This window comes from Mycobacterium sp. NPDC050441, from assembly GCF_040655355.1.
Classification (GTDB): domain Bacteria; phylum Actinomycetota; class Actinomycetes; order Mycobacteriales; family Mycobacteriaceae; genus Mycobacterium.
In genome coordinates this window covers 27,513-51,008 of the sequence record NZ_JBFAJS010000008.1, presented here as the reverse complement: position 1 = coordinate 51,008, position 23,496 = coordinate 27,513, and the positions used below count along the sequence as shown (strand labels likewise).

The 23,496-nt window shown below is 66.4% G+C and carries 23 protein-coding genes; 14 read left to right on the top strand and 9 right to left on the bottom strand.

The features are described from left to right. The first annotated feature begins 24 nt into the window (after positions 1 to 24). The 3 genes from AB0I14_RS23400 (at position 25) to AB0I14_RS23390 (ending at position 2,962) form a co-directional block, all read left to right on the top strand. A complete protein-coding gene (locus tag AB0I14_RS23400; RefSeq protein ID WP_358026559.1) occupies positions 25 to 1,116 on the top strand; it encodes a CaiB/BaiF CoA-transferase family protein in 1,092 nt (363 codons plus the stop codon). Between the two features lie 64 nt (positions 1,117 to 1,180). Beyond that, a complete protein-coding gene (locus AB0I14_RS23395) occupies positions 1,181 to 1,936 on the top strand; it encodes a 3-hydroxyacyl-CoA dehydrogenase (protein WP_358026556.1) in 756 nt (251 codons plus the stop codon). A gap of 12 nt (positions 1,937 to 1,948) precedes the next feature. Then, positions 1,949 to 2,962 (top strand): nitronate monooxygenase family protein, encoded by a 1,014-nt coding sequence (locus AB0I14_RS23390; protein WP_358026553.1) that lies wholly within the window; start codon positions 1,949 to 1,951, stop codon positions 2,960 to 2,962. A 79-nt stretch (positions 2,963 to 3,041) separates the two neighbouring features. Here AB0I14_RS23390 and AB0I14_RS23385 read toward each other — a convergent pair whose 3' ends face one another. Beyond that, a complete protein-coding gene (locus AB0I14_RS23385; protein WP_155915856.1) occupies positions 3,042 to 3,173 on the bottom strand; it encodes a hypothetical protein in 132 nt (43 codons plus the stop codon). A gap of 83 nt (positions 3,174 to 3,256) precedes the next feature. Then, positions 3,257 to 3,793, bottom strand: coding sequence for a DoxX family protein (locus AB0I14_RS23380; RefSeq protein WP_358026551.1), 537 nt, complete (start codon positions 3,791 to 3,793; stop codon positions 3,257 to 3,259). Between the two features lie 156 nt (positions 3,794 to 3,949). Between AB0I14_RS23380 and AB0I14_RS23375 the strand changes: the two genes are divergently transcribed. The 3 genes from AB0I14_RS23375 to AB0I14_RS23365 are packed head-to-tail and all read left to right on the top strand — an operon-like array spanning position 3,950 to position 7,634. After that, positions 3,950 to 6,283 (top strand): MMPL family transporter, encoded by a 2,334-nt coding sequence (locus tag AB0I14_RS23375; RefSeq protein ID WP_358026549.1) that lies wholly within the window; start codon positions 3,950 to 3,952, stop codon positions 6,281 to 6,283. Position 6,284: 1 nt separating this feature from the next. Continuing rightward, complete coding sequence (locus AB0I14_RS23370; RefSeq protein WP_358026546.1) at positions 6,285 to 6,974, top strand: TetR/AcrR family transcriptional regulator; 690 nt, start codon at positions 6,285 to 6,287, stop codon at positions 6,972 to 6,974. Positions 6,975 to 6,998: 24 nt separating this feature from the next. Then, positions 6,999 to 7,634: a class I SAM-dependent methyltransferase gene (locus AB0I14_RS23365; protein WP_358026543.1), complete on the top strand. Its 636-nt coding sequence runs from the start codon at positions 6,999 to 7,001 to the stop codon at positions 7,632 to 7,634. Here the strand turns inward: AB0I14_RS23365 and AB0I14_RS23360 are convergent. Next, a complete protein-coding gene (locus AB0I14_RS23360) occupies positions 7,631 to 8,359 on the bottom strand; it encodes an NAD-dependent deacylase (RefSeq protein WP_358026540.1) in 729 nt (242 codons plus the stop codon). The two genes, AB0I14_RS23365 and AB0I14_RS23360, sit on opposite strands and share 4 nt — an antisense overlap. A gap of 36 nt (positions 8,360 to 8,395) precedes the next feature. On the opposite strand from AB0I14_RS23360, the gene AB0I14_RS23355 reads away from it, so the two are divergent. Further along, positions 8,396 to 8,761 carry a GntR family transcriptional regulator gene (locus AB0I14_RS23355; protein WP_358026537.1) on the top strand — a complete coding sequence of 122 codons (366 nt, stop codon included), beginning with the start codon at positions 8,396 to 8,398 and terminating at the stop codon, positions 8,759 to 8,761. A gap of 5 nt (positions 8,762 to 8,766) precedes the next feature. Here AB0I14_RS23355 and AB0I14_RS23350 read toward each other — a convergent pair whose 3' ends face one another. After that, positions 8,767 to 9,996, bottom strand: a complete 1,230-nt coding sequence (locus AB0I14_RS23350) for a PucR family transcriptional regulator (RefSeq protein ID WP_358026533.1) — start codon at positions 9,994 to 9,996, stop codon at positions 8,767 to 8,769. A 100-nt stretch (positions 9,997 to 10,096) separates the two neighbouring features. On the opposite strand from AB0I14_RS23350, the gene AB0I14_RS23345 reads away from it, so the two are divergent. Beyond that, positions 10,097 to 11,605 (top strand): NAD(P)/FAD-dependent oxidoreductase, encoded by a 1,509-nt coding sequence (locus AB0I14_RS23345; protein ID WP_358026531.1) that lies wholly within the window; start codon positions 10,097 to 10,099, stop codon positions 11,603 to 11,605. Between the two features lie 47 nt (positions 11,606 to 11,652). Next, a complete protein-coding gene (locus AB0I14_RS23340) occupies positions 11,653 to 14,805 on the top strand; it encodes a cytochrome P450 (protein WP_358026528.1) in 3,153 nt (1,050 codons plus the stop codon). A 15-nt stretch (positions 14,806 to 14,820) separates the two neighbouring features. On the opposite strand, the gene AB0I14_RS23335 is transcribed toward AB0I14_RS23340, so the two are convergent. Continuing rightward, a complete protein-coding gene (locus AB0I14_RS23335; protein ID WP_358026525.1) occupies positions 14,821 to 15,654 on the bottom strand; it encodes a class I SAM-dependent methyltransferase in 834 nt (277 codons plus the stop codon). 103 nt (positions 15,655 to 15,757) lie between these two features. Here AB0I14_RS23335 and otnI point away from each other — a divergent pair, with 103 nt between their 5' ends. Then, positions 15,758 to 16,543: a 2-oxo-tetronate isomerase gene (gene otnI, locus AB0I14_RS23330; RefSeq protein WP_358026522.1), complete on the top strand. Its 786-nt coding sequence runs from the start codon at positions 15,758 to 15,760 to the stop codon at positions 16,541 to 16,543. Between the two features lie 4 nt (positions 16,544 to 16,547). On the opposite strand, the gene AB0I14_RS23325 is transcribed toward otnI, so the two are convergent. The 3 genes from AB0I14_RS23325 to AB0I14_RS23315 are packed head-to-tail and all read right to left on the bottom strand — an operon-like array spanning position 16,548 to position 18,924. Then, positions 16,548 to 17,063: a DUF1697 domain-containing protein gene (locus AB0I14_RS23325; RefSeq protein ID WP_358026519.1), complete on the bottom strand. Its 516-nt coding sequence runs from the start codon at positions 17,061 to 17,063 to the stop codon at positions 16,548 to 16,550. 17 nt (positions 17,064 to 17,080) lie between these two features. Beyond that, positions 17,081 to 18,067, bottom strand: coding sequence for an alpha/beta fold hydrolase (locus AB0I14_RS23320; RefSeq protein WP_358026517.1), 987 nt, complete (start codon positions 18,065 to 18,067; stop codon positions 17,081 to 17,083). A 26-nt stretch (positions 18,068 to 18,093) separates the two neighbouring features. Beyond that, entirely contained in the window at positions 18,094 to 18,924 is an 831-nt protein-coding gene (locus tag AB0I14_RS23315; protein WP_358026515.1) for a class I SAM-dependent methyltransferase, read from the bottom strand. Between the two features lie 31 nt (positions 18,925 to 18,955). Here AB0I14_RS23315 and AB0I14_RS23310 point away from each other — a divergent pair, with 31 nt between their 5' ends. Both AB0I14_RS23310 and AB0I14_RS23305 read left to right on the top strand, forming a co-directional pair. After that, positions 18,956 to 19,399 carry a PPOX class F420-dependent oxidoreductase gene (locus tag AB0I14_RS23310; protein ID WP_358026512.1) on the top strand — a complete coding sequence of 148 codons (444 nt, stop codon included), beginning with the start codon at positions 18,956 to 18,958 and terminating at the stop codon, positions 19,397 to 19,399. A 66-nt stretch (positions 19,400 to 19,465) separates the two neighbouring features. Next, positions 19,466 to 19,636 carry a DUF5302 domain-containing protein gene (locus tag AB0I14_RS23305; RefSeq protein WP_358026510.1) on the top strand — a complete coding sequence of 57 codons (171 nt, stop codon included), beginning with the start codon at positions 19,466 to 19,468 and terminating at the stop codon, positions 19,634 to 19,636. A 103-nt stretch (positions 19,637 to 19,739) separates the two neighbouring features. On the opposite strand, the gene AB0I14_RS23300 is transcribed toward AB0I14_RS23305, so the two are convergent. Further along, a complete protein-coding gene (locus tag AB0I14_RS23300; protein WP_358026507.1) occupies positions 19,740 to 20,537 on the bottom strand; it encodes a TetR family transcriptional regulator in 798 nt (265 codons plus the stop codon). 79 nt (positions 20,538 to 20,616) lie between these two features. Between AB0I14_RS23300 and AB0I14_RS23295 the strand changes: the two genes are divergently transcribed. Both AB0I14_RS23295 and AB0I14_RS23290 read left to right on the top strand, forming a co-directional pair. Next, positions 20,617 to 22,035 (top strand): APC family permease, encoded by a 1,419-nt coding sequence (locus AB0I14_RS23295; RefSeq protein ID WP_358026504.1) that lies wholly within the window; start codon positions 20,617 to 20,619, stop codon positions 22,033 to 22,035. Continuing rightward, on the top strand, positions 22,035 to 23,489 hold the full coding sequence (locus AB0I14_RS23290) for a serine hydrolase domain-containing protein (protein ID WP_358026502.1): 1,455 nt from the start codon (positions 22,035 to 22,037) through the stop codon (positions 23,487 to 23,489). Before AB0I14_RS23295 ends, AB0I14_RS23290 begins: the two co-directional genes overlap by 1 nt. The last annotated feature ends 7 nt before the right edge of the window (positions 23,490 to 23,496 follow it).

Below are 23,496 nucleotides of genomic sequence, written 5' to 3'. Positions count from 1 at the left end.
CTAACACGCGAAGGGCGGAAGAGCATGGCAGGACCACTGCAAGGTTTGCGCGTTGTGGAGCTGGCCGGTATCGGGCCCGGCCCGCATGCGGCGATGATCCTCGGCGACCTGGGCGCCGACGTCGTGCGGATCGAGCGGCCGGGCCGCAGCGGGGGAGTGCCCGCCGGCGACCGGGATTCGATGCTGCGCAACCGCCGGTCGGTGGCGGCCGACCTCAAGAGCGACGAGGGCCGTGAGCTCGTGCTCAACCTGATCTCCAAGGCCGACGTGCTGATCGAGGGCTACCGGCCGGGTGTCACCGAACGTCTGGGTCTGGGCCCGCAGGACTGCGCCAAGATCAATGACCGGCTGATCTACGCCCGCATGACGGGGTGGGGTCAGGAGGGTCCGCGGGCCCTGCAGGCCGGCCACGACATCAACTACATCTCACTCAACGGCCTGCTGCACGCGGTCGGGCGCAAGGGTGAGCGCCCGGTGCCGCCGCTGAACCTGGCCGGTGATTTCGGTGGCGGGTCGATGTTCCTGCTCGTCGGCATCCTCTCGGCCCTGTTCGAGCGTCAGACCTCGGGCAAGGGGCAGGTGATCGACGCGGCCATGGTCGACGGTTCGTCCGTGCTGATGCAGATGATGTGGGGCTTCCGCGCCAACGGCCTGTGGTCCGACGAGCGCGGCACCAACATGCTCGACACCGGCGCACCGTACTACGACACCTATGAGACCGCCGACGGCAAGTACATGGCCATCGGCGCGATCGAGCCGCAGTTCTACGCCGAGCTACTCAAGGGCCTCGGCCTGGACGGCGCCGATCTGCCGGGCCAGAACGACGTGGCGCGCTGGCCCGAGTTGCGTGAGGCCTTCACCAAGGCCTTCGCCGCGCACGACCGGGATCACTGGGCCAAGGTGTTCGCCGGTACCGATGCCTGTGCGACGCCGGTGCTGTCTTTCGCCGAGGTGCTCACCGAACCGCACATCGCCGAGCGCGACACGTTCTTCGACGACGAGGGCAACCTGCAGCCGATGCCGGCACCGCGGTTCTCACGCAGCACCACGACGGTGCCGACGCCGCCGAGCCCGCGCGGAGCCGACACCGAAGCTGTTCTGCGGGACTGGGTTTAGTTCACCGTTCAGTTCAACCACATCAGTGGGTCGGCACAACGCCGGCCGGAAAGGAATGCGGTAAGTGGAGATCAAAGACGCGGTAGCCGTCGTCACCGGCGGTGCCTCCGGCCTGGGCCTGGCCACCACCAAGCGCCTGCTGGACGCGGGTGCTCAGGTGGTGGTGATCGACCTCAAGGGTGAGGAGGTTGTGGCCGAACTCGGTGATCGGGCCAAGTTCGTCGCCACCGATGTCACCGACGAAGCGGGTGTGACCGAGGCGCTCGACGTCGCGGAATCGCTTGGCCCGGTGCGCATCAACGTCAACTGCGCCGGCATCGGCAATGCCATCAAGACCCTGAGCAAGAACGGCGCGTTCCCGCTCGACGGGTTCCGCAAGGTGGTCGAGGTCAACCTGATCGGCACGTTCAACGTGATCCGGCTGAGCGCCGAGCGCATCGCCAAGACCGAGCCGCTGGCAGGCGAGGAGCGCGGCGTCATCATCAACACCGCCTCGGTGGCGGCGTTCGACGGCCAGATCGGCCAGGCTGCCTACTCGGCGTCCAAAGGCGGCGTGGTCGGCATGACGCTGCCGATCGCGCGCGACCTCTCCCGTGAGCTGATCCGCGTGTGCACCATCGCGCCGGGTCTGTTCAAGACCCCGCTGCTGGGCTCGCTGCCCGAAGAGGCACAGAAATCGCTGGGGCAGCAGGTGCCGCACCCGGCCCGGCTGGGCGATCCCGACGAGTACGGCGCTCTGGCCGTGCACATCATCGAGAATCCGATGCTCAACGGCGAGGTCATCCGCCTCGACGGCGCGATCCGTATGGCCCCCAGGTAAGTAAGGACTGATATGGCATTGAAGACGAAGTTCACCGAGACGTTCGGGATCGAGCACCCAATCGTGCAGGGTGGCATGCAGTGGGTCGGCCGCGCCGAACTGGTTGCGGGCGTGGCCAATGCGGGTGCCCTGGGCTTTCTCACTGCGCTGACCCAGCCGACTCCGGCTGATCTGGCCAACGAGATCGCCAAGACCCGCGAGCTCACCGACAAGCCGTTCGGGGTGAACCTGACGATCCTGCCGACGATCAACCCGCCGCCGTACGACGAGTACCGCCAGGTGATCGTCGACTCCGGCATCAAGATCGTCGAGACCGCCGGGTCCAACCCGGCGCCGCACCTGCCGATGTTCCACGACAACGGCATCAAGGTGCTGCACAAGTGCACCTCGGTGCGCCATGCGGTCAAGGCCCAGAGCCTGGGTGTGGACGGCATCAGCATCGACGGGTTCGAGTGCGCCGGACACCCGGGCGAGGACGACATCCCGGGCCTGGTGCTGATCCCGGCGGCGTCGGAGAAGATCGACATCCCGATGATCGCCTCGGGTGGTTTCGCCGATGCCCGTGGTCTGGTGGCCGCGCTGGCGCTGGGCGCCGACGGTGTCAACATGGGCTCGCGCTTCATGTGCACCGCAGAGTCGGCGATCCATCAGAACGTCAAGGAAGCGATCGTGGCGGGCACCGAGCTCGACACCGAGCTGATCTTCCGCAGCCTGGGCAATACCGCGCGGGTCGCGAGCAACACCGTCTCGCGTGAGGTGGTGCAGATCCTCAAGGACGGCGGCCAGTTCGAGGACGTCAAGGATCTGGTGGCCGGCAAACGCGGCGTGAAGGTCTATGAGATCGGAGATCTCGACGCAGGCATCTGGTCGGTCGGTACTTCGATGGGCCTGATCAACGACATCCCCACCTGCGGCGAACTCGTCTCGCGGATGGTGTCGGAGGCTCAGCTGCTGATCAGCGGGCGCCTGGCCAACATGATCGGCGCGGATGAGGCCGAGCCGGAGAAAGAAGCAGTCCTCGCCTGAAGCGAGGACTGCGGCCCGTGACGGGCAAAGTTACGGCAAACTCAAGATGGGAAACGCGCGCCGCGAGGCGCGCGTTTTCTCATACGGCGGTGGGCAGTTCTTGGTAGTCGTCAAACTGCTCGGAGGTCTCACCCTCGACCAGGACATCGCCGTGGTAGAGAGCCTCGAAGTCAACCTTGATGACATCGGCACTGGTGTCGTCGATCCACATGACACTGAGCGTATGGGTCACTATTAAGGAATCTTTGAGTCACGGTTCGGAAAATGGTGGCAATCCTACTTTTGGGTAGGTTTCTAGCCAGTAGGTCTTGTGATGTGGATGGGGTTGCTGGGGTTCAGCGCGATCCACGTCACCACCGCGGCTGCGACGCCGATCACCAACAGGCCCACCGCGGCCTTGGCCGACACCCGGGAGCGGCCGAACACCCGGTGATCGACCGAGATCGCGCCGGCGCCGGTGAACAACAGCGCCGCAGCGGCGAATGCGGCCAGGAACGGAACGTTGAACGGCTGCGACCAGAAGGCGTCGGCCGACACGTTCACGGCCCAGGCGTCGACCATCGCGCCGATCACCGCGCAGGCCGCCAACGGGGTGAGGATTCCGAGCAGCAGGCCGATGCCGCCGAGGGTTTCGGCCGCGGTCACCATGAACGCCCCGAATGCGGGGAGCCGCCACCCGCTGGACTCCATGAATTCCACGGCGGTGCCGAAGTCGAATGCCTTGATCAGACCGGCTTGCAGCATGGTTGCGCCGGTGGCGATGCGCAGGACGAGCAGCCCGGTATCGGTCATGCCGGTGGTCGCAGGTTCGGCGTCGGTGGTGAGTGTCATGCCCTATTAGACGCACAGACGCCCCCGAATTCATCGCGACATGTCGGAGGTGAACCCTTCGGTGCCGGTCGCCGTGTGTAGAGCGAGACCCACGTTGACGTCGGAAACTTACCGTTGTTAACTTAACGGCGATACCCATTGGAAGAAGGACACGAAGTGCTGCACCGAATCGCCCATCTGGCCATCGCCGCACCGCGACGTGTCCTCGTGGTGGCCGCGCTGGCGATGGTGGCCGCCGGCATCTTCGGAATTCCCGTGGCCAACAGCCTGTCGGCCGGCGGATTCCAGGACCCGACGTCGGAATCGGCCCAGGCCACACGGCTGCTCTCGGACAAATTCGCCCGCGGCGATATGCAGTTGGTCATCAGCGTCACCGACGACGACGCGGCTGCCGGGGCCAACAGTCCCGCGGCCAGGGCCGTCGGCGCCGACATCGCCGCCCAGCTCAAAGCTTCGCCGTACGTGACCGAGGTCAGCTCGACCTGGACCGTGCCCGCACCCGCGGCAGCCACGCTGATCAGTAAGGACGGCAAGACGGGACTCATCCTGGCCGGTATCACCGGCGGGGAGAGCGGCGCGCAGAAACATGCCAAGGAGCTCACCGATCGACTCGTGCACGACCGTGACGGTGTGACTGTGCGCGCCGGCGGCGAGGCGATGATCTACGTCCAGATCAACGGGCAGAGCGAAAAAGACCTCTTCATGATGGAATCCATCGCGATCCCGCTGAGCTTCGTCGTGCTGGTGTGGGTGTTCGGCGGATTGCTCGCCGCAGCGTTGCCGCTCGCGGTCGGCGGCTTCGCGATCCTCGGATCCCTGGCAGTGCTGCGTGGGTTCACCATGGTCACCGACGTCTCGATCTTCGCGCTCAACCTCACCGTCGCCATGGGTCTGGCGCTGGCCATCGACTACACCCTGCTGATCGTCAGCCGCTACCGCGACGAACTCGCCGACGGTGTCGATCCGGACCGCGCGCTGGTGCGCACCATGGTGACGGCCGGGCGCACGGTGCTGTTCTCGGCGATGACGGTGGCGCTGTCGATGGTCGCGATGGTGCTGTTCCCGATGTACTTCCTCAAGTCTTTCGCCTACGCGGGCATCGCGGTGGTGGCGCTGGCGGCATTCGCGGCCATCGTGGTGGCCCCGGCCGCCATCGCGCTGCTGGGTGACCGCCTGGACGCCTACGACGTGCGCCGGTTCATCCGCAGGCTGCTGGGTCGGCCCGAGCCCGTGCGCAAACCCGTCGAGCAGACCTTCTGGTACCGCATGACCAAGCGCGTCATGCGTCGCTCGGTTCCGATCGGACTCGCGGTCATCGCATTGCTGCTCATGCTGGGCGCCCCCTTCCTCGGCATCAAGTGGGGCTTCCCCGACGACCGGGTGCTGCCGTCGTCGGCGTCGTCCCGTCAGCTCGGCGACGAACTGCGCAACGACTTCGCCGTCGACTCCTCGACCGCGGTCACCGTGGTGATGCCCGACGTGACCCGCCTGGCGCCCGCCGAACTCGACCGCTATGCGGGCGACCTGTCACGCGCCGCCGACGGGGTCTCGGTGTCGGCGCCCGGGGGCACGTTCGTCGACGGCCGACGGGTCGGCCCGCCGACCTCGGGAACCGGAATGGCCGACGGCAGTGCGTATCTCACCGTCGGTAGCCATGTGCCGCTGTTCAGCGACGCCTCGGAGGCCCAGCTCGACGCGCTGCACGCCGTGCCCGCGCCGGCCGAGGTGCAGTTCACCGGCATCGCGCAGGTCAACCGGGACAGCTCACAGGCGATCACCTCCCGATTGCCGCTGGTGCTCGGCATCATCGCCGCGATCACTTTCGTGCTGCTGTTCCTGCTCACCGGCAGCGTGGTGCTTCCGCTGAAAGCGTTGGTGCTCAACGTGTTGTCCCTGTCGGCGGCGTTCGGTGCGCTGGTGTGGATTTTCCAGGACGGCCACCTGGGTGCACTCGGCACCACATCGACGGGCACCTTGGTGGCCAACCTGCCGGTGTTGTTGTTCTGCATCGCATTCGGGTTGTCGATGGACTACGAGGTGTTCCTGGTGTCGCGGATCCGCGAGTACTGGCTGACATCCGGACTGACCCACCCCGACGGCACCGAAATGTCCCCGCGGGAACGGAACGACGAGAGCGTCGCGCTCGGACTGGCCCGCACCGGCCGGGTGGTGACGGCCGCGGCGCTGCTGATGTCGATCTCGTTCGCGGCGCTGATCGCCGCGCAGGTGGCCTTCATGCGGATGTTCGGCCTGGGCCTGACCATTGCGGTTCTCGTCGACGCCACCTTGGTGCGCATGCTGTTGGTGCCGGCATTCATGCACCTGATGAGGCAGTGGAACTGGTGGGCGCCCGCCCCGTTGGCCCGGTTACACAAGCGAATCGGGATCAGTGAGTCGGGTCCGGAGGTGGACCCTAATGAGCCCGGTGAGGTTCCCGGGGACGGGGAAAAGCGCGAACCGGCCGGGGCCGGTGTGACGGACGCCGGCTAGCGTGGCGATCCAACCCTGTAAACGGCGCCGCGCCCCGCGCGGTTCCGGTGAGCTTCTGCGTGATCAGATCCTTGACGCCACAACCGAATTACTGCTGGAAACCGGCCATGCCAAGGCCGTGTCGATCCGGTCGGTGGCCCAGCGCGTCGGGGTCACCCCGCCGTCGATCTACCTGCACTTCGCCGACAAGGACACGCTGCTGGACGCGGTGTGCTCGCGGTACTTCGAGAAACTCGACGAGGAGATGCAGCGGGCCGCCACCGATCACACCTCGACCATCGAAGTGCTGCGCGCGCAGGGACACGCCTATGTGAATTTCGCCAGGCGCACCCCCGAGTTGTACCGATTGGCCACGATGGGTGAGGGTCGGCCCGGCAGCGACGTCGACACCGCGCTGAACAGCTCGGCGTTCCAGCACATGCGGGCGGCCATGGACACGCTGATCACCGAGGGGATCTACCCGCCCGGGGACGCCACGACGCTGGCGCTCGAACTGTGGACCGCGGCCCACGGGGTGGCTGCCCTGCTGATCTCCAAACCGTATCTGCCATGGGGAGATGCCGAGGAGTTCACCGATCGGGTGCTGCGTGCGGTGTGCACCGGTCAGATCGTCTCGGGGATCATCGGTACCGACCTCGAACCCATGGAGACCATCGCGCGGTTGAAGGGGTTGACCAGTGAACACTGCTGATGACATCGAAGAAGGGCACTTGCCGTGACTGACAAGACCGTGGACAATCCGTTCTTCGCGCGGGTGTGGAAGACGCTGTCGAGTTCGGAGCCGAAGGCTCTGCGTCGACTGCGTGGCGACAACCTCGCCGGACTCAGCGGGCGGGTCCTGGAGATCGGCGCGGGCACCGGGACCAACTTCCCCTTCTATCCGTCGACGGTCACCGAGGTGGTCGCCATCGAGCCAGAACGTCACCTTGCCGAAGTGGCCCGCGGCGCGGCAGTCCAGGCCCCGGTGCCGGTGACCGTCACCAGCGACACCGCCGAGAAGTTCAGCAGCACAGAGCCATTCGACGCGGTGGTCTGTTCATTGGTGTTGTGCTCGATCGACCGGCCGGATGAGGTTCTACGCCAGCTGTTTTCGATTGTCCGGCCGGGCGGGGAGCTGCGGTACCTGGAGCATGTCGCCGGTAGCGGCTGGCGGGCCGGGATGCAGCGCGTGGCCGATGCCACCGTCTGGCCGCGGTTGTTCGGCAACTGCCACACCCATCGGCACACTGAGCAGGCCATCGCGGGCAGCGGATTCCAGGTTGAGGTGGCACATCGTGAGCTGGCGATGCCGGCCTGGGTGCCGCTGCCGGTGACCGAGTTCGCGATCGGGCGCGCGGTCAGGCCTGCCTAGCCGGCGTCGCGACTACCGAGGAGGGTAGGCAACCGCTGCAGCAGCTTCGGCAGAGTGCCGGCCGCGGTCTCACGCAGGGAAACCGTCGCACTGTCGGACAGCGGTGTGCGTTCCGGATTGACCTCGATCACCACGGTGCCCGAGGCCACGGCGGCCTCGGCCAGGCCTGCCGCGGGATAGACGACCGAGCTGGTGCCCACCACGATCACCACATCGGCGTTGCCGACCGCCAGTACCGACCGTTGCCAGGCGTCGTCGGGCAGCGGCTCGCCGAACCACACCACGCTCGGCCGGATCAGGCCGCCGCACGGACAGACCGGGGGGTCGATCGTCTCGACCGGCTCCGGCATCTCGGGCAAGTCGCCCTCGAACCTCGAACCACATGCATCGCAACGGAACTCGAACAAATTGCCGTGCAGGTGGTAGACGTTGGTGCTTCCGGCGCGCTCGTGCAGGTTGTCGACGTTCTGGGTGATGACGTGTACGTCGGCGAAGTCCTGCCAGGCTGCCACGGCCCGATGCCCGTCGTTGGGCTGCACGTGGGCCATCATGTAGTGGCGCCACAGATACCAGGCCCAGACTTTCTCGGGATGCCGCTGCCAGCCTTCGACGCTGGAGATCTCGTAGGGGTCGACCTTCGCCCACAGGCCCGTCTCGACGTCACGGAATGTCGGTACACCGCTCTCCGCCGAGATCCCGGCACCACTGAGGACAGTCACTCGCACCTCACCAACGTAGTCGGTTTGGGTGATACTGAGCACGTGGTCGAGTTGGGGGATTGGGTTCTGATTGATTCGAGCGGGGAAAAACCGTTGTTCGATCAACTCAGGATCCAGATTATCGAGAGCATTCGCCAGGGGCGCCTGACGCCGGGTACCCGGTTGCCTACCGTGCGTGAACTGGCGGGGAAGGTCGGGCTCGCGGTGAACACCGTGGCCAGGGCCTATCGCGAGCTGGAGTCGGCGGGGGTGTTGGAGACCCGGGGGCGGTACGGCACGTTCGTCGCACGGGCCGATCCGGCTGATGCCGCGATGGCCGCCGCCGCGCATTCGTTCGCCGAGGCCGCCCGTGCGCTGGGGATCGGCAAGACCGACGCCCTGCGCTATCTGGACAACGCATTCGATTGATCGACTCAGCCGGTCCGGTTGCCGTGCCAGCGGAGCGCATCCAGGGCGACGGACACCGCGACGCTGTTTTCGGCAAGCGGGCGGGGCAGGAGTTCGTCGGCGCGGGCCAGCCGGCGCAGCAGCGTATTGCGATGCAGGTACAGCCGCGCCGCCGCGCGCGAGGCGTTGCACTGTTCGTTGACGAATACCCTTACCGATTCCTGTAATTCAGGGTCAGCGGTCTCGAGGCTGCCAAGGTTGCGGGTGACGAACCCGGCAGCGCGATCGGGGTCGGCGGTGATCAGTGCCGCCAGTTCGACATCGGCGAACCGGGCGATCTGCTGTGTGGAGTGCAGCCGCGCCATCATCTGCTGGGTGGTGATCGCATCGAAGTGACTGCGCCGGAACCCATCCAGACCGTCGGCTGTCGGGCCGATGGCAATCCGGACACCGTCCAGGTCTCCGGCGGTGCGGATCAGCGCCTGCAAACCGTGCTGGATGTCGGCGCTACCCGCCGCCCACACCCAGCGGGTGGCGGTGCTGGCCAGCACGCTCAACGGCCGCGGATCACCGCAGTCCTGGCCGAATGCCTCGGCGGCCCGGTCCAACCCGGACAGGTCGCCCGCGGAGTCTTCGCTCCAGATCACCGCCGCGGTGTGGGTTCCGGTCAATGCGTGGCCCAGGCGCGCCTCTGCGCGCTGCGTGGGGATCGGGGCGCCCTCGAGCAGTAGTGCGACGGTCTCGCGCCGCTCGGCGTGGGTGCCGCGGGTCAGGTCGTCGCGTTCCAGGTCGATCTGGGCGGCGATCCCGGCCAGTGTGGCGTCGACGAACGCGCTGATGGACTGTGAGCACACGTCCAACATCTCGTGCAGTTCGGCAGGGTCGGACGTGAGCTCGAAGGCGATCTCCATGAGGCGACGCCACGCCACGCCCTCGCCGACCCGGTACGCATCGAGAGGGAACTCGCTCACGCCGCGGCGCACCAGTTCTCGCGCGATGCTCAGCGGCTCCGGTCCGGTGTTCGGCGGTACCGGAGCGCCCGGATCCCGCACATTCGCAGTGCCCCAGAAGAACAGGTTGGCGTGGTTGCTGCGCACGACCGCGGCGGCGAGTTCGGGGTCGGACGCGACCGTCGGACTGGCGGCCAGCACTGCGGCGTCGAATTCGTCGAGCCATTCCGGCCGGGGGTTGAGGACAGTCTGCGCGCATTGCCGGATCAGGTCCTGCACCCGCTGTGAAGGTGGCTGCCACACCATCACCCCAGGGTAGAGCGCTGGTGCAAAGTGCACCATCAGATGGGCGATGTTTGGCACTTCCGACCTTGGGGGATGGTTGTCTGACCGCGACCATTGAGACATGACCCACACCGATCACGTCGACGTACTCATCATCGGCGCCGGCATCTCCGGCATCGGTGCCGCCTACTACCTGCAGCGCGAGCACCCGGACCGCAGCTACGCGATCCTGGAGGCCCGCGGTGCCGCAGGTGGCACCTGGGACCTGTTCCGCTATCCCGGAATCCGGTCGGACTCAGACCTGCATACCTTCGGCTACGAGTTCAAGCCGTGGCGCGACGAGCATGCCATCGCCACGGCCGACAAGATCCTGGCCTACCTGCACGAGACCGTCTCGGAAAACGGCATCGACAGCCACATCCGGTTCCACCACAAGGTGCTGGGCGCGGCCTGGGATTCGGCTCAGGCGCGCTGGACCGTGGACGTCGAGCGGGCGGACGCTGACGGAGGGACCGCCGAGCTCGTCCAGATCTCGGCGAACTGGTTGTTCTGCGGTGGTGGCTATTACCGCTACGACCAGGGCTACACCCCGCACTTCGAAGGTCAGGACCGGTTCACCGGGCGCATCGTGCACCCCCAGCACTGGCCCGAGGATCTCGACTACACCGGCAAGAACGTCGTCGTGATCGGTAGCGGTGCCACCGCCGTGACGCTGGTGCCGTCGATGGCACCGACCGCCGGGCACGTGACCATGCTGCAACGCTCACCCACCTATGTGCTTCCCGTCCCGGCCAAGGACAAGTTTGCCAACACCGCCAGGCGGTTGCTGGGCGATCGCCTGGGCTATGCAGCGGCCCGGCGCAAGAACATCATCAAGCAGCGCTCCGTCTACACGCTGTGCCAGAAGTTCCCGACCGCCGCCCGCTGGCTGATCCAGAAGATCAACGCCAGCAAGTTGCCCGAGGGATACCCCGTCGACGAGCACTTCGCGCCCCGCTACAACCCGTGGGATCAGCGGCTGTGCGCGGTGCCCGACGGTGACCTGTTCAAGGCCATCAGCAACGGCAGCGCCTCGGTGGTCACCGATCGCATCGCGACGTTCACCGAGAACGGAATCCTGCTGGAGTCCGGACGCGAGCTCGACGCCGACATCATCATCACCGCAACGGGTCTCAACATTCAGCTGTTCGGCGGGATGTCGCTGACCATAGATGGTCAGGCGGCGAATCTTTCGGAAACCGTCGCCTACAAGGGCATCATGCTCTCGGGCGTGCCGAACTTCGCCTTCGCCTTCGGCTACACCAACTCGTCGTGGACGCTCAAGGTCGGGCTGCTCTGCGAGCACTTCTGCCGACTGTTGAAGCACATGGACGACAACGGTTTTGACGCCGTGCAGCCTGAGTTCGCCGGTGGTCAGACCCGTCCGCTTCTGGACTTCGGGGCAGGGTACGTGCAGCGTTCGATCGACGAGATCCCCCGCCAGGGTGTCGACGGACCGTGGCAGATGACGATGAACTACACGGTGGACGCCGAGACCCTGCGTAACGGGCCCGTCGAGGATTCCGCTCTGTGGTTCGGATCCCGGCGCACAGCCGACGATCCCGACCGGGCGCGTCAGCTCGTAATCTGAGGCTGATTCCCAGGGGCAGCTCATGTTGCGTGGCTAAGCTCGCGCTCATGGAGACGTTCTCGCCGGCGGTACCTCCGGACATCGACGGGGTGCCGTCGGCGGTGGGCTTGAAACTGCCGCCAGGGCCGGTTACCGGCCGCCCGTACGCGCTCCCCGCGGACGTGCTCGCCGAGCAGTACGGGCCGCTGTTCTACGCCGACTTCGGCGGCAGTCGGCGGCTTTACGCGTGCTCGTTGGCGTTGGTCGACGAACTGTGCGACGAGACTCGGTTCGCCAAAGGCCTCACCGACCGTCTGGACCGCTTTCGTGTGCTGGCCGGGAACGGCTTGTTCACCGCTTATCCAAGCGAAGACGGGTGGCAGCAGGCTCATGACGTTCTGATCCCCGGATTCAGCTTCAGTGGCCTGCGTAGCTACCACCCCGCGATGCTCGACATCAACCGCCAGCTCATAGCGCTCTGGGATGAAGCGGCCGGACAGCGGCCGGTCGACGTTGCCGGGGACCTGGCGAAGCTCGCCATGGACACCGTGGGTCTGGCCGGCTTCGGGGCGCGGTTCGACTCCTATCACCAGGACGGGCTCGCCGACGTCCCCGCCAGTTTCGCCGCCGCGCTGGGGCAGATCCTCATCCCGGGCGGTGGCGACGCCGCGGTGTTCACGGCCGAGCGGGACAAGCTGTATGCGTTCATCGAGGACCTGATCGGGGAGCACCGCGCCGGCACGGTCGAGATCGACGATCTGCTCGCATTGATGCTGCGGCCGGGAGCCGACGGAACCCCGCCCCTCGACCACGACCTCGTCCGCAACCAGATCCTGACATTCATGGTCGCCGGGCAGGACACCACGTCGACGCTGATGCCGACCGCGCTGTACAGCATCGTCAAGAACCCGGCGGTGCTGCACCGGGCCCGGATCGAGGTGGACACGGTATTCGGGTCCGCCGACGACCACGTGCCCGCATTCGACGAGATCGGCAAGCTCACCTACATCCGGCAGATCGTCGACGAAACGCTGCGGCTGTCCCCGCCGGTCCGGGAGTTCGACCGGATGGCGTTGGCGGACACCGTTATCGGAGGCAGATATCCGGTGCGCAAGGGTGAGGTCGTCACCGTGACGACGTCGGCGCTGCACCGGCAGCCCGAATGGGGTGACAACGCCGAGATCTTCGACCCCGACCGGTTCGGGGCCGAGCAGGCCGCGGCCCGGCCGGTCAACCTGTTCAAACCGTTCGGTACCGGAGCCCGGTCCTGCATCGGCCGTCAGTTCGCCCTGCATGAGGCGACGATGGCGCTGGCCACACTGGTACACCGATACCGCTTCCTGGACGTGGAGCACTATGAGCTCCGCACCCACAGCGACCTGCTGCGTAAACCGGTCGGATTCCACCTCGACCTGGTGCGTCGGACACCGCCGGACCGTCAGCACACCCCGGAGGCGACCCCGGCGGTCGCGGCGCCGGCCCGGCCGCGCGCAATGGCGGCGCCGGGGTCGAAAGTGACTGTGCTGCACGGCTCGAACCTGGGCAACTGCCGGGCACTGGCGCAGCAACTGGCCGACGAGGCCACCGATCTCGGCTATCAGACCACTGTTGCCGCTCTCGATGAGGCAGCCGGAGCCCTGCCCGACGCGGGGGCGCTGGTGGTGATCGCCGCGTCCTACAACGGGCAACCCACCGACGACGCGCGGCGTTTCGTCGAGTGGTTGGACGACCCCGGCACGCAAGCGCAACCGGCCATTCCGTACGCCATACTCGGGGTCGGCGACCGGAACTGGGCCGAGACGTACCAGACCATTCCGAAACACATTGATCAGCGTCTGGCGGAACTGGTTGGGCCACCGGTGATTCCGCGCGGTGAAGCCGACACATCGGGAGACTTCGCCGGGACCGTCGAAGACTTCTCCGCAGCCCTTTGGGACGCTCTCGCCCCCACGGATGGGGTACAGGTGCCCGCCGGCAGCACCGATGGCGAGTCCCTGTACGAATTGCGCGCCATCGACGGGCCGGTGACATCGGCGATCGATGCGCGTTTCGAGGTGCAACCGGCCACTGTGCTGGACAATGTGGCACTGGTCGATCCCGGCGAGCAGATGGGAAATGCCAAGCGGCTCATCCGGATCGCGCTACCGGACGATCTCGATTACCACACGGGTGATCACCTCACGGTGCTGCCCGACAACAGCCCCGAGGTCATCGACGAGGTCGCCGAACTGCTGGACCTGCGGCTCGACCGCCGGATCTCGGTCAATCCGCGGCGCAGCACGCGCCGCGCCATCGCCATCGACCGTGAGGTCAGCGTGCGGGAACTACTCACCCATTTCATCGAACTCCGCAAGCCCGCCACCCGCAGCCAGCTGCTGAAGTTGGCGGCGGCCAACCCATGTCCGCCTGAACGGGCGACGCTGACCGAACTCGCCGAACACCCCGAGGCTCGCGCGCTGAGCGTCACCGAATGCCTGGCCGAGTTCGCGGCAACCGAACTGTCGCGGGCCGAACTACTGGAGTTGTTCGAGCCGATGTCGCCCCGGCACTACTCGATCGCCTCCTCGGCCCGCCGGGTGCCGCGTGAAGTCGAACTGGTGGTCAGCGTGCTTGAGGGGCCGGCCCGCTCCGGCTACGGTGTGTTCCGCGGGGTGTCGTCGAGCTATCTCGCAGATGCTGTACCGGGACAACAGATCCGGATGCGGGTCGACACCGCGCGCCGGGCATTTCGGGCCGGCGCCGAGCCGGCGAAGAACGTCATTCTGGTCGGCGCCGGAACCGGGGTCGCCCCGTTCCGGGGATTCATCGGGGACCGGCTCGCGGCGCAGGCCGCCGGCGAACCCAGTACATCGGCGCTGTGCTTCTTCGGCGTGCGGCACCCGGACGTCGATTACCTGTTCCGCGACGAGTTCCAGGCGGCTGAACACGCGGGCGTGGTGCGGATGCGCCCGGCGTTCTCGCGGCGGCCCGAAGACGAGATCCGGTACGTGCAGGATCGCATCACCGCCGACGCCGACGAGGTCTGGGCGATGCTGGGCGACCCGGACATGGATGCCCACGTGTATGTGTGTGGCGACGGAGCGCGGATGGCTCCCGCGGTTCGCGGGGCCTTCCGCGACATCTACCGCCGCAACACCGGCGCGGACGAAGATACCGCCGCTCGATGGCTCGCTGATCTGGTGAGTTCGGATCGCTACGTCGAGGACGTCTGGGCCCAGTAGCCCCCAGCCGGCGGTCTAGCCGAACTCCAACAGCCCCATCACCGGGCGGACGGGGTCGAAGATCGGCAGGTGTTGTGTCTGCAGTATGGCGTTGAGAATCACGCCTCGGCCGGACGGCATCGGCAGATCGCGCACCCTCCGCACCCCTGGGACGGTGTTGGCCAGGTCGGCGAGCTCGGTAGGCGTCAGGCTGAACGGCATCGGGGGCACCCGGTAGCGCATCGAGGTCGGCAACCCCTTGCGGGTGAGGAAGGCGAAGAACGCCGGCGGCAGGTCGAACATCATCTGTCCACCTGGAAAGCGTTCCGCGCAGGCACGGATCAGTGACATGGACTCCTCGGGCTGCAGGTACATCAGCAGGCCCTCGGCGGTGATGAACACGCCGTGGCTGGTGTCGACGTGGTCCATCCAGCTGAAGTCCAGTGCCGACTGGGCGCACTGGGTGACCCGGTCCGGCTTCGGCAGCAGCTGGTTGCGGAGCTCGATCATGGGCTCCAGATCGACGGACAACCAGCGGAACTCATGCCCCAGTCCGGCGGCATCCAGGCGGTAGAAGCTGGTCTGCAGTCCCTCGGCCAGCGCCACCACGGTGGCCTTCGGATGCTCGCGCAGATAGTCGCCTGTGGTCCGGTCGAACAACAGGGAGCGCAGGGCCATGTCCTGGCGGCGGGTGTATCCGAACTTGGCGAAATCGAAATCGATCGAGTCGACCAGTTGCACCGCCATCGGATCGTCGATCAGTCCGTCCGGGCGGCGCGCCTCGTGCGCGCGCACCTGCAGGGTCAACAGTGCCGTCTCGGAGACACCGGTGAGCGCGCTGCCGCTGACCTTGTCTGAGCCACCCGTCATGGCGCGAATGTACCTGCGGTCCGCCGGCCGGTGCCAACCCCGTCGACCGCACGCGCGAAGATGGCCTCAACCGGTGATTCGGCTCAGCTGGAAGGAGTCTGCCGTGCCACGCTTTGCGGCCAATCTCTCCATGATGTACACCGAACACGCCTTTCTCGACCGGTTCGCCGCCGCGGCAGCCGATGGGTTCACCGCGGTGGAATTCCTCTTCCCGTATGAGTACCCGGCCGAGCAACTGCGCGGTCGGCTCGATGCCGGCGGTCTGGGTCAGGCGTTGTTCAACGCGCCTCCCGGCGATTTCGAGGCCGGGGAACGCGGCATCGCCTCCTTGCCCGGCCGCGAGGCCGAGTTCCGGGACGGGTTCGCCCGTGCACTGGGCTACGCCGAGGTGCTGAGTTGCCCACGGGTGCACGTGATGGCCGGCCTCGTCCCGGCCGGTGCCGACCGCGAGGAGCGGCTGGCGGTGTACCGCGACAACCTCACCTGGGCCGCCGATCAGGCCGCGGGCCACGGCGTCGACGTGCTGATCGAACCGATCAACCAGCGCGACATGCCCGGATACCTGCTGAGCCGGCAGGACGAGGCGCACCACATCGTGGGCGGGATCGGGGCACCGAACCTCAAAGTGCAACTCGACCTGTACCACTGCCAGATCACCGAGGGCGACGTGACGGTCCGGCTGCGCTCGGACATTCCGACCGGTCGCATCGGGCACCTGCAGATTGCCGGAGTCCCCGATCGGCACGAACCGGACAGTGGCGAGCTGGCGATCGACTACCTGCTCGCCGTCATCGATGAGACCGGGTACGAGGGCTGGGTGGGCTGTGAGTACCGCCCCGCCGCCGGCACCAGTGCAGGTTTGGGGTGGATGCGAAGAGCGCGAGGGTGACGCTTCAGCGCAGCACTTTGTCCAAGGTGCGCAGATTTCTGGTGGTCGTGCAGGATTTGTAGCGCTTCTTGCCCATGGTCTTGCCGATCGCACTGCTGAGTGTCGCGGCTCGGGGCACCTGCCAATAGAGCACCCCGTCACCGCGCTGCACCTTTTCGTCGTCTCCCGGGGTCAGCGCCGCGAGCTCGTCGAGCAAGTCGGCGTCACTCACGAACGTGACGTAGGAGTGGTGGTCCGGGACCTCCCGCTCGAACGGATAACCGGCGGAGATCTTCTGCAGCGTGGGAATGTCGTACACCAAAACCCATGCCTCGTAGCCGAATGCGTCGCGCAGTGCGCGCTCGGCCGTGGTGCGGACCTTCGCGGCATCGGAAGTGCTGTCGAGCAAGACATTTCCGCTTGCCAGAATGGTCCGAACCTCGGTGAATCCAGCTGCCTCGATGGCTTTCGCCACGTCGGCCATCTTGAGGTTGACGCCTCCGACGTTGACGCCGCGCAGGAACGCGATGTAGCGGGTCACGGCTCCAGCCTAATCAGTCACTTCACCGGCAGCTGGTCCAGTTCGGCCTTCGCGGTGGCGGTGATGAGGTGCAGCACCTGTCGGAAGCTGGGGGAGCGCGTCGACATGATCGACGTGTGGTTCTCACCCGGGAGCAACTCGACGCTGGCCCGGCCGCCGCGCTTCTTGAGCGCTGCGACATAGCGCTGCGAATTGGCCGGTGCCACAACAGTGTCGAGGGTTCCGTGCACCGCGATCACCGGCACGCTCGGGTCGAGGTTCTGGATCGGATCGACCGAGGCGTAACGCTGCGGCACCTCTTTCGGGCGGCCGCCGAGCACCGCGACGATGCGTTTGTCGCCGTGGTTGGCGGCGTAGACCATGTCGAGCGGACCGGCCAGCGAGATGACCCTGGTGGGCCTGAAGCGAGGCCGGGATCCGACCTCGTCACCGCGCAGGTCCTGCCGCGTGCTGGCCCATACTGCCAGCTGAGCTCCCGCACTGTGGCCGACGACGAGCGCATCGTCGATGGCCAGCTGCGGATACTGCAGGGCCACCTCGGCGACGTAGTCCATGGCTCGTGCCACATCGTCGAACGTGGTCGGCCACCCACCGCCCGATCCCAACCTGCGGTACTCGATGTTGTAGACGGCCATGCCGCGGCTGGTGAGCTCGCGGGCCAATCCTGCGAACACCCCCGCGCCCATCGTGCTCTGCCACCCGCCGCCGTGGATGAGCACCACCAACGGGACCGAATTGAAAGCATGCGCGCCGGCGGGCAGGTACAGGTCGGCCCAGTTCTGGTCGGGATACCGGCCGGTGGGGTGTGCGTCGGACAGGTAGTGGAAGCGGGTGACAGTCACGTCGTGCAGAGTGAGTGCCTCGGGGACCACCGCGACTTGAGCGGACCGCTTTTCGGTCTTGGCCTCCGTCGCGCAGGACGGCGTGACACCGACGACGAGCAAAGCGGCGAGCGCGATCAGCGCGCGCCGATACCGCCGGCGATGCAGTCCTGGAATCAGCACAGTCGTCTCTTTCTCGATCCTGCGGGTCAGAAGTCCAGCGCCGTGATGGCCGGCCTGATGCGGTGGATCGCGCCGATGCGGTCCAGCCACGGCTCGGCGGCCAGCTTGAACAGGCCGCGGCCGGCCTGCATGGGCACGTCACGGGCAGACCTCACCCCGGCGATGGCTCCCGGTCCCGTCCCGGCCATGGCCAGGCCCTCGTCGGCGGTCAGCGCGAACGGCATCGGCGGCGCGATGTAGCGGTCGGACAGGCGCAGACCCTTGATGGTGCGCCGGCTTACCCAGTGCGGAATCGAGTCGAACACCATCCGCCCGCCGGGAAACCGCGCCGCGCAGTCGGCGATCAGGCTGCGCACGTCGTCGGGTTCCAGGTACATCAGCAGGCCCTCGGCGGTGATGAGCACACCGTCGGCGGCGTCGACGTGGTCCATCCAACTGCGGTCGAGGGCCGACTGGGCCAGGGCGACGATGCGGTCGTCATGGGGCAATAGTCTGTCGCGGATTGCGACGACGGGCGGTAGATCGACTGAATACCAGGTCAATTCGTCGGCTACCCCGGCCTGATCGAGTCGCCAGAAACTGGTCTGCAGGCCCTCGGCCAGTGCCACCACCGCGGCCTTCGGGTGCGTCGAGAGATAGTCGTGGGTCTCGATGTCGAATGCGCGGGCCCGCAGGGCATGGGCCTGATTGGGTCTGCCGAACTTGCGGTAGTCGTAGTCGATCGAGTCGCGCAGGGCCACTGCCCACGGGTCTCGGATCACGCCGTCGGAACGTCTGGCCTCGAGGCCGCGGTTGCTCAGGGTCCACAATGACGTCGCCGAGACGCCGTCGAGGGTGTTGCCGTCAATCACACTCATCGAACCGATGGTAAAGACGTACGCTCGTCACATGGGGCGCCAGGTTTTCGACGACAAGCTTTTGGCCTTGATCGGCGGCAACTCGATGGGAGTTCTCGCGACGATCAAACAGGACGGTCGTCCACAGCTGTCCAATGTCTCCTACTACTTCGACCCGCGGGCAGTGCAGATCCAGGTGTCCATCACCGAGCCCAGGGCCAAGACGCGCAACCTGCGACGTGATCCCCGGGCATCCATTCACGTCAGCTCCGACGACGGCTGGTCATATGCGGTCGCCGAGGGCGATTCGATTCTCACCCCACCTGCCGCTGCACCCGACGACGATACGGTCGAGGGCCTAATTGCCTTGTACCGCAATATCGCCGGGGAGCATCCGGACTGGGACGATTACCGGCGCGCCATGGTCGACGATCGCCGGGTGTTGTTGACCCTGCCGATCACGCACGTATACGGGATGCCGCCGGGTCGTAGGTGATGCGCCGCCGGAGGCGGCAATCAAACCTGGTGACGATGACGTTGTTGGCAGGCTACGCTGCGGCGTATGGCTGACGACACACCGGAAGACGACAACAAGCGCAAATTCCGGGAGGCCCTGGAGCGCAAGAAGGCGCAGGCGTCCGGGGGCGCTGCCCACAAGGACGGCGGCCGGGACAAACCGCGGGCCCACGGCCCGGTGGAGAACCGGCGGGAATTCCGCCGCAAGAGCGGATAGCCAGCGGCTGGTCACTGACACGAGACTGCGCACAGATCGCGATTCTGCGGAAATTCGCGATCTGTGCGCAGTCTCGATGCGTTCGGCGGTGTGTCGACGGGCTTCAATCGCTTTGCCGAGCAACCAGCTGACCCCGTTTTTCGATGGCGTCGAGCAGCACTTCCACACTGAACTCGAAGACCTCGGCGGTGTCCGGGTAGATGGTCGGGGCGACACTGGCCGACGATGGAAAGCGACGAGGGTCGAGCGCGGCGTAGTGCCGGCGTTGCTCGTCGCGTAACTCGATGTCGGTCAGCCAGGGCGACAGGGCGGCGACCAAGCCGTTTCCGACCGTGTGGTTGTAGATGGTCTGGTGATACAGGCCGAGTTCACCCTCGCTGACGCCGGCCCGAATGAGCTCACGGACAGTCCATTCGGTGAGGTGGAACAGTTGTGGCTCGTCGTCGGGCTGACCGGCCATGGCCGCGGCCAGGCCTTCGTGCCGACGGTAGATCTGCCACCACTGGATCATCAGTTTGCGGAGATTGTCACGCCACTGTCCCTGTGGGTCCGGCTCGTCGACTTCCAGCCGGAACAGGTCATCGATCAGGGCTGAGATCAGCTCGGCCTTGTCCCGGAAATGCCGGTACATCGCCGTGGCGTCGACTCCGAGTTCGTTGCCGAGCCGCCGCAAGGTGAGTGCGCTCAAACCGTCGCGGTCGCAGATCTCCTGGGCCGCTCGCAGGATCACGGCGCGGTCCAGCCGAACTGCACTGCTGCGGGTGGGCGATCCCTGGGCTCGTCGGCTGCGGTCCACGGTCCACAGCATCGCACGCGCGGCAGCCGGATCCGTGCAACTGGTGTCCACGATGAAGACAACGCAGTTGTCATCACTGTTGACATCGCTGGAAAGTATCGCCAAGATCACACCGTCCGGCACATCGGCCGGACCGCTGACTCCGTCGGTGAGCCCACCCAGGTGTCCATCAGAAAGGCGCCGAATGAGCGAAACGCAGCCCGGCAGTCCCAGGGCCTACAAGCAAGAACTGAAGCGCGACCTCAGCCTGTGGGAGAACACGTCACTCGTCGTCTCCGCAACCACTCCGGCCACCGGCGCGTTCATCATTGCTCCCGTGCTCTTCGGGCTGAACGGCACCGGCGCCGCGATGACGTTCTGCATCGCCGCCGTCCTCGGCCTCTCCCTGGCGTACTGCTGGGCGGAGTTGGGTGCGGCATATCCGATCGCCGGTGGTGATTACACGTTCATCGCCCGCATCCTGGGACGCGCTCCGGGTTTCGTCTCCATGTTCATCACCGGGCCCGTGCAGGCCGTGCTCATCCCGGCGGTGGTAGCACTCGGAATGGCGGAATACCTGAGGGTCATCGTCAACGTGGACGCGAATGTTCTCGGTGCCGTGATCATCATGGGCGGTGCCGTGGTCGCGCTGTTCGGCGTTCGGTTCAACGCGATCGCCGTGACCGTACTGCTCGTGGTGGAGATCCTGGCGGTGGTGCTGGTGGCGGTGGCCGGATTCCTCAAGGTGCAGCGACCGGTGACCACCCTGCTGCATCCCGAGGTCATCGACGCGCACGGGATCGCGAGCCCACTCACCCTCAGCGCGCTGGTCGCCGGCATCGCGGTGGGAAGTTTTGCCTACAACGGCTTTCAAGGCGCCCTGATCTTTTCGGAGGAGACGGTGAGCGCGCGCCGCAACGTCGCCCGTGCCGTGTTCATCGCGCTCGGTGTCGCCGTGGCCTGCGAAGTGTTCCCGGTGGCCGCCGCTACCCTCGCCGCCCCCTCGCTCGCCGAGCTGTCGAACTCGGCCAACCCCTGGCAGTACGTGCTGACCGCGATCGGTGGAGACACGTTCAACACCGTGATCAGCCTCGGGATCGCGGTCGCCGTACTCAACGCCGTCATCGCCCTGATGCCGTACTACGCGCGAATCCTGTACAGCACCGGCCGGGACATGGCGTGGCCGGGCCCGATCAGCCGGGCTCTCAGAGGGGTGCATCCGAAGTATGGAACACCCTGGCTGGCAACGATTCTGGTTGGAATCGGCGGGGCGGTGATGATCCTTTGTTCCGATGTCGCCACGCTGACCACGTGGACCGGTGCGCTACTGGCCGTGGAGTTCATCCTCGTCGCGGCATCCGCGCTCGTGAGCCGGCTTCGCACCCCCGGGCTCGACCGCCCGTATCGAATGCCGTTGTGGCCGCTATGGCCGATCGTCGCGATCGTCATGTCGATCGCGGTGCTGAGCCAACAGGTGCGCGCCGACCTCATCGTCGCCGGCGCATCGGTTCTGCTTGCCCTGGCTTACTACGTCTTCTACCTCCGTCCGCGTGGCGAGACCCATTTCTTGATGCTGGCGCCACCGGACGAGGATCACCGCGAAGTGACAGCAGGGATGGCCTGATGCAGCTGGATTTCTCTATCGTCGACGACATCGCCGAGCAGTTCCACGACCGGCGTCGTGCCCCGGGGCTGCAGATCGCAGTGCTTGCAGACGGCGAGGTGGCGCATTTCACCGGTCACGGCGTCACCGATTGCACCACCCATGCTGCTCCGGCAGCGGATCGCTTCTTCCGGATCGCATCGATGTCGAAGAGCTTCACGGCGGCCGCGATCCTGCAACTGCGTGATCGGAGATTGCTGTGTCTCGACAATCCCGTGACGGATTACCTGCCCTGGGCGGCGGGCCTGGCCGGCCCCACCACTGATTCGCCGAAAATCACTGTGCGCCAATGCCTGACGATGAGCAGCGGCCTGCCCAGCGACGATCCGTGGGCGGACCGGCAGGAGGAGATGACGCAGTCCCATTTCGACGGCCTGCTGCGCAATCCGATATCGGGGGCTTACGCACCCGGCACCGCGTTCGCCTACTCAAATCTGGGGTATGCCATCCTCGGCCGCATTGTGGAGGCGATCGCAGGCCGGCCATTTGTCGATCACGTGGCGAGAGAGTTACTGCTGCCACTGGGCCTGACGGATACCACCTATGACTATCGCTCGGTGCCGTCGGGGCGCCTGACTCAGGGCTACCGGCCGACCCCGAACGGACAGTGGGAACTGCAGAAGTTCACGGCGCCGGGAAGTTTCTCCGCCATCGGAGGACTGCTGAGCACCGTGGCCGACATCGGGAAATGGGTCGCCTGGCTCGCCGATGCATTTCCGCCGCGCGACGGGGACGACGATCGGGTCCTGTCCCGAGCCTCCCGGCGTGAGATGCAGCAGTCGCACCGCCTACTGCCGTTCGACATCATGGAGGAGCCAGGTGAGCGGAACCGGTTGCTGAGCACGGGCTTTCCCTGGGGGCTGTCCGGCTACGGCTACGGGCTGTTCGTCGAGGCGGACCCCGACTTCGGAGCGGTCAGCCAACATCCCGGCGGTTATCCGGGATTCGGCTCGTATATGGGCTGGCACCAGGGCAGCGGACTGGGCGTCGTGGCCTTCGCGAACGGCACCTATGCCCCCGTCGCGGCACCCGCGCGGGCTGTGCTGGATGCGCTTCTGCGCCAATGCCAAGCCGGTCCCGAGGTGCGCCCCGCTGAGCATCTACGGTCCGCTGTCGATCTGATCGAACGTGTCATCGCAGACCCGTCGATCCTGCAGAGCCCGGCGTTCGCCGACAATGTGCTGCTCGACATGCCACTGGACGAGCGGATTACCGCGATCACCGCCGCACGGCAGGCGATGGGTGAGCATAACGGGCAGACCGACGTCGAGCTGCGATCGCCCACCGAAGCGATCTGCCGGATGACGGGAGCTCGCGGCCGGCTCGACGTGACCCTCGCGCTGACGCCGACGGACCCGCCACGCATTCACACGTTCGCGGTGGACGCAGTGGAGCCGGCGGAGTCCAAGTCCTGACACGAGA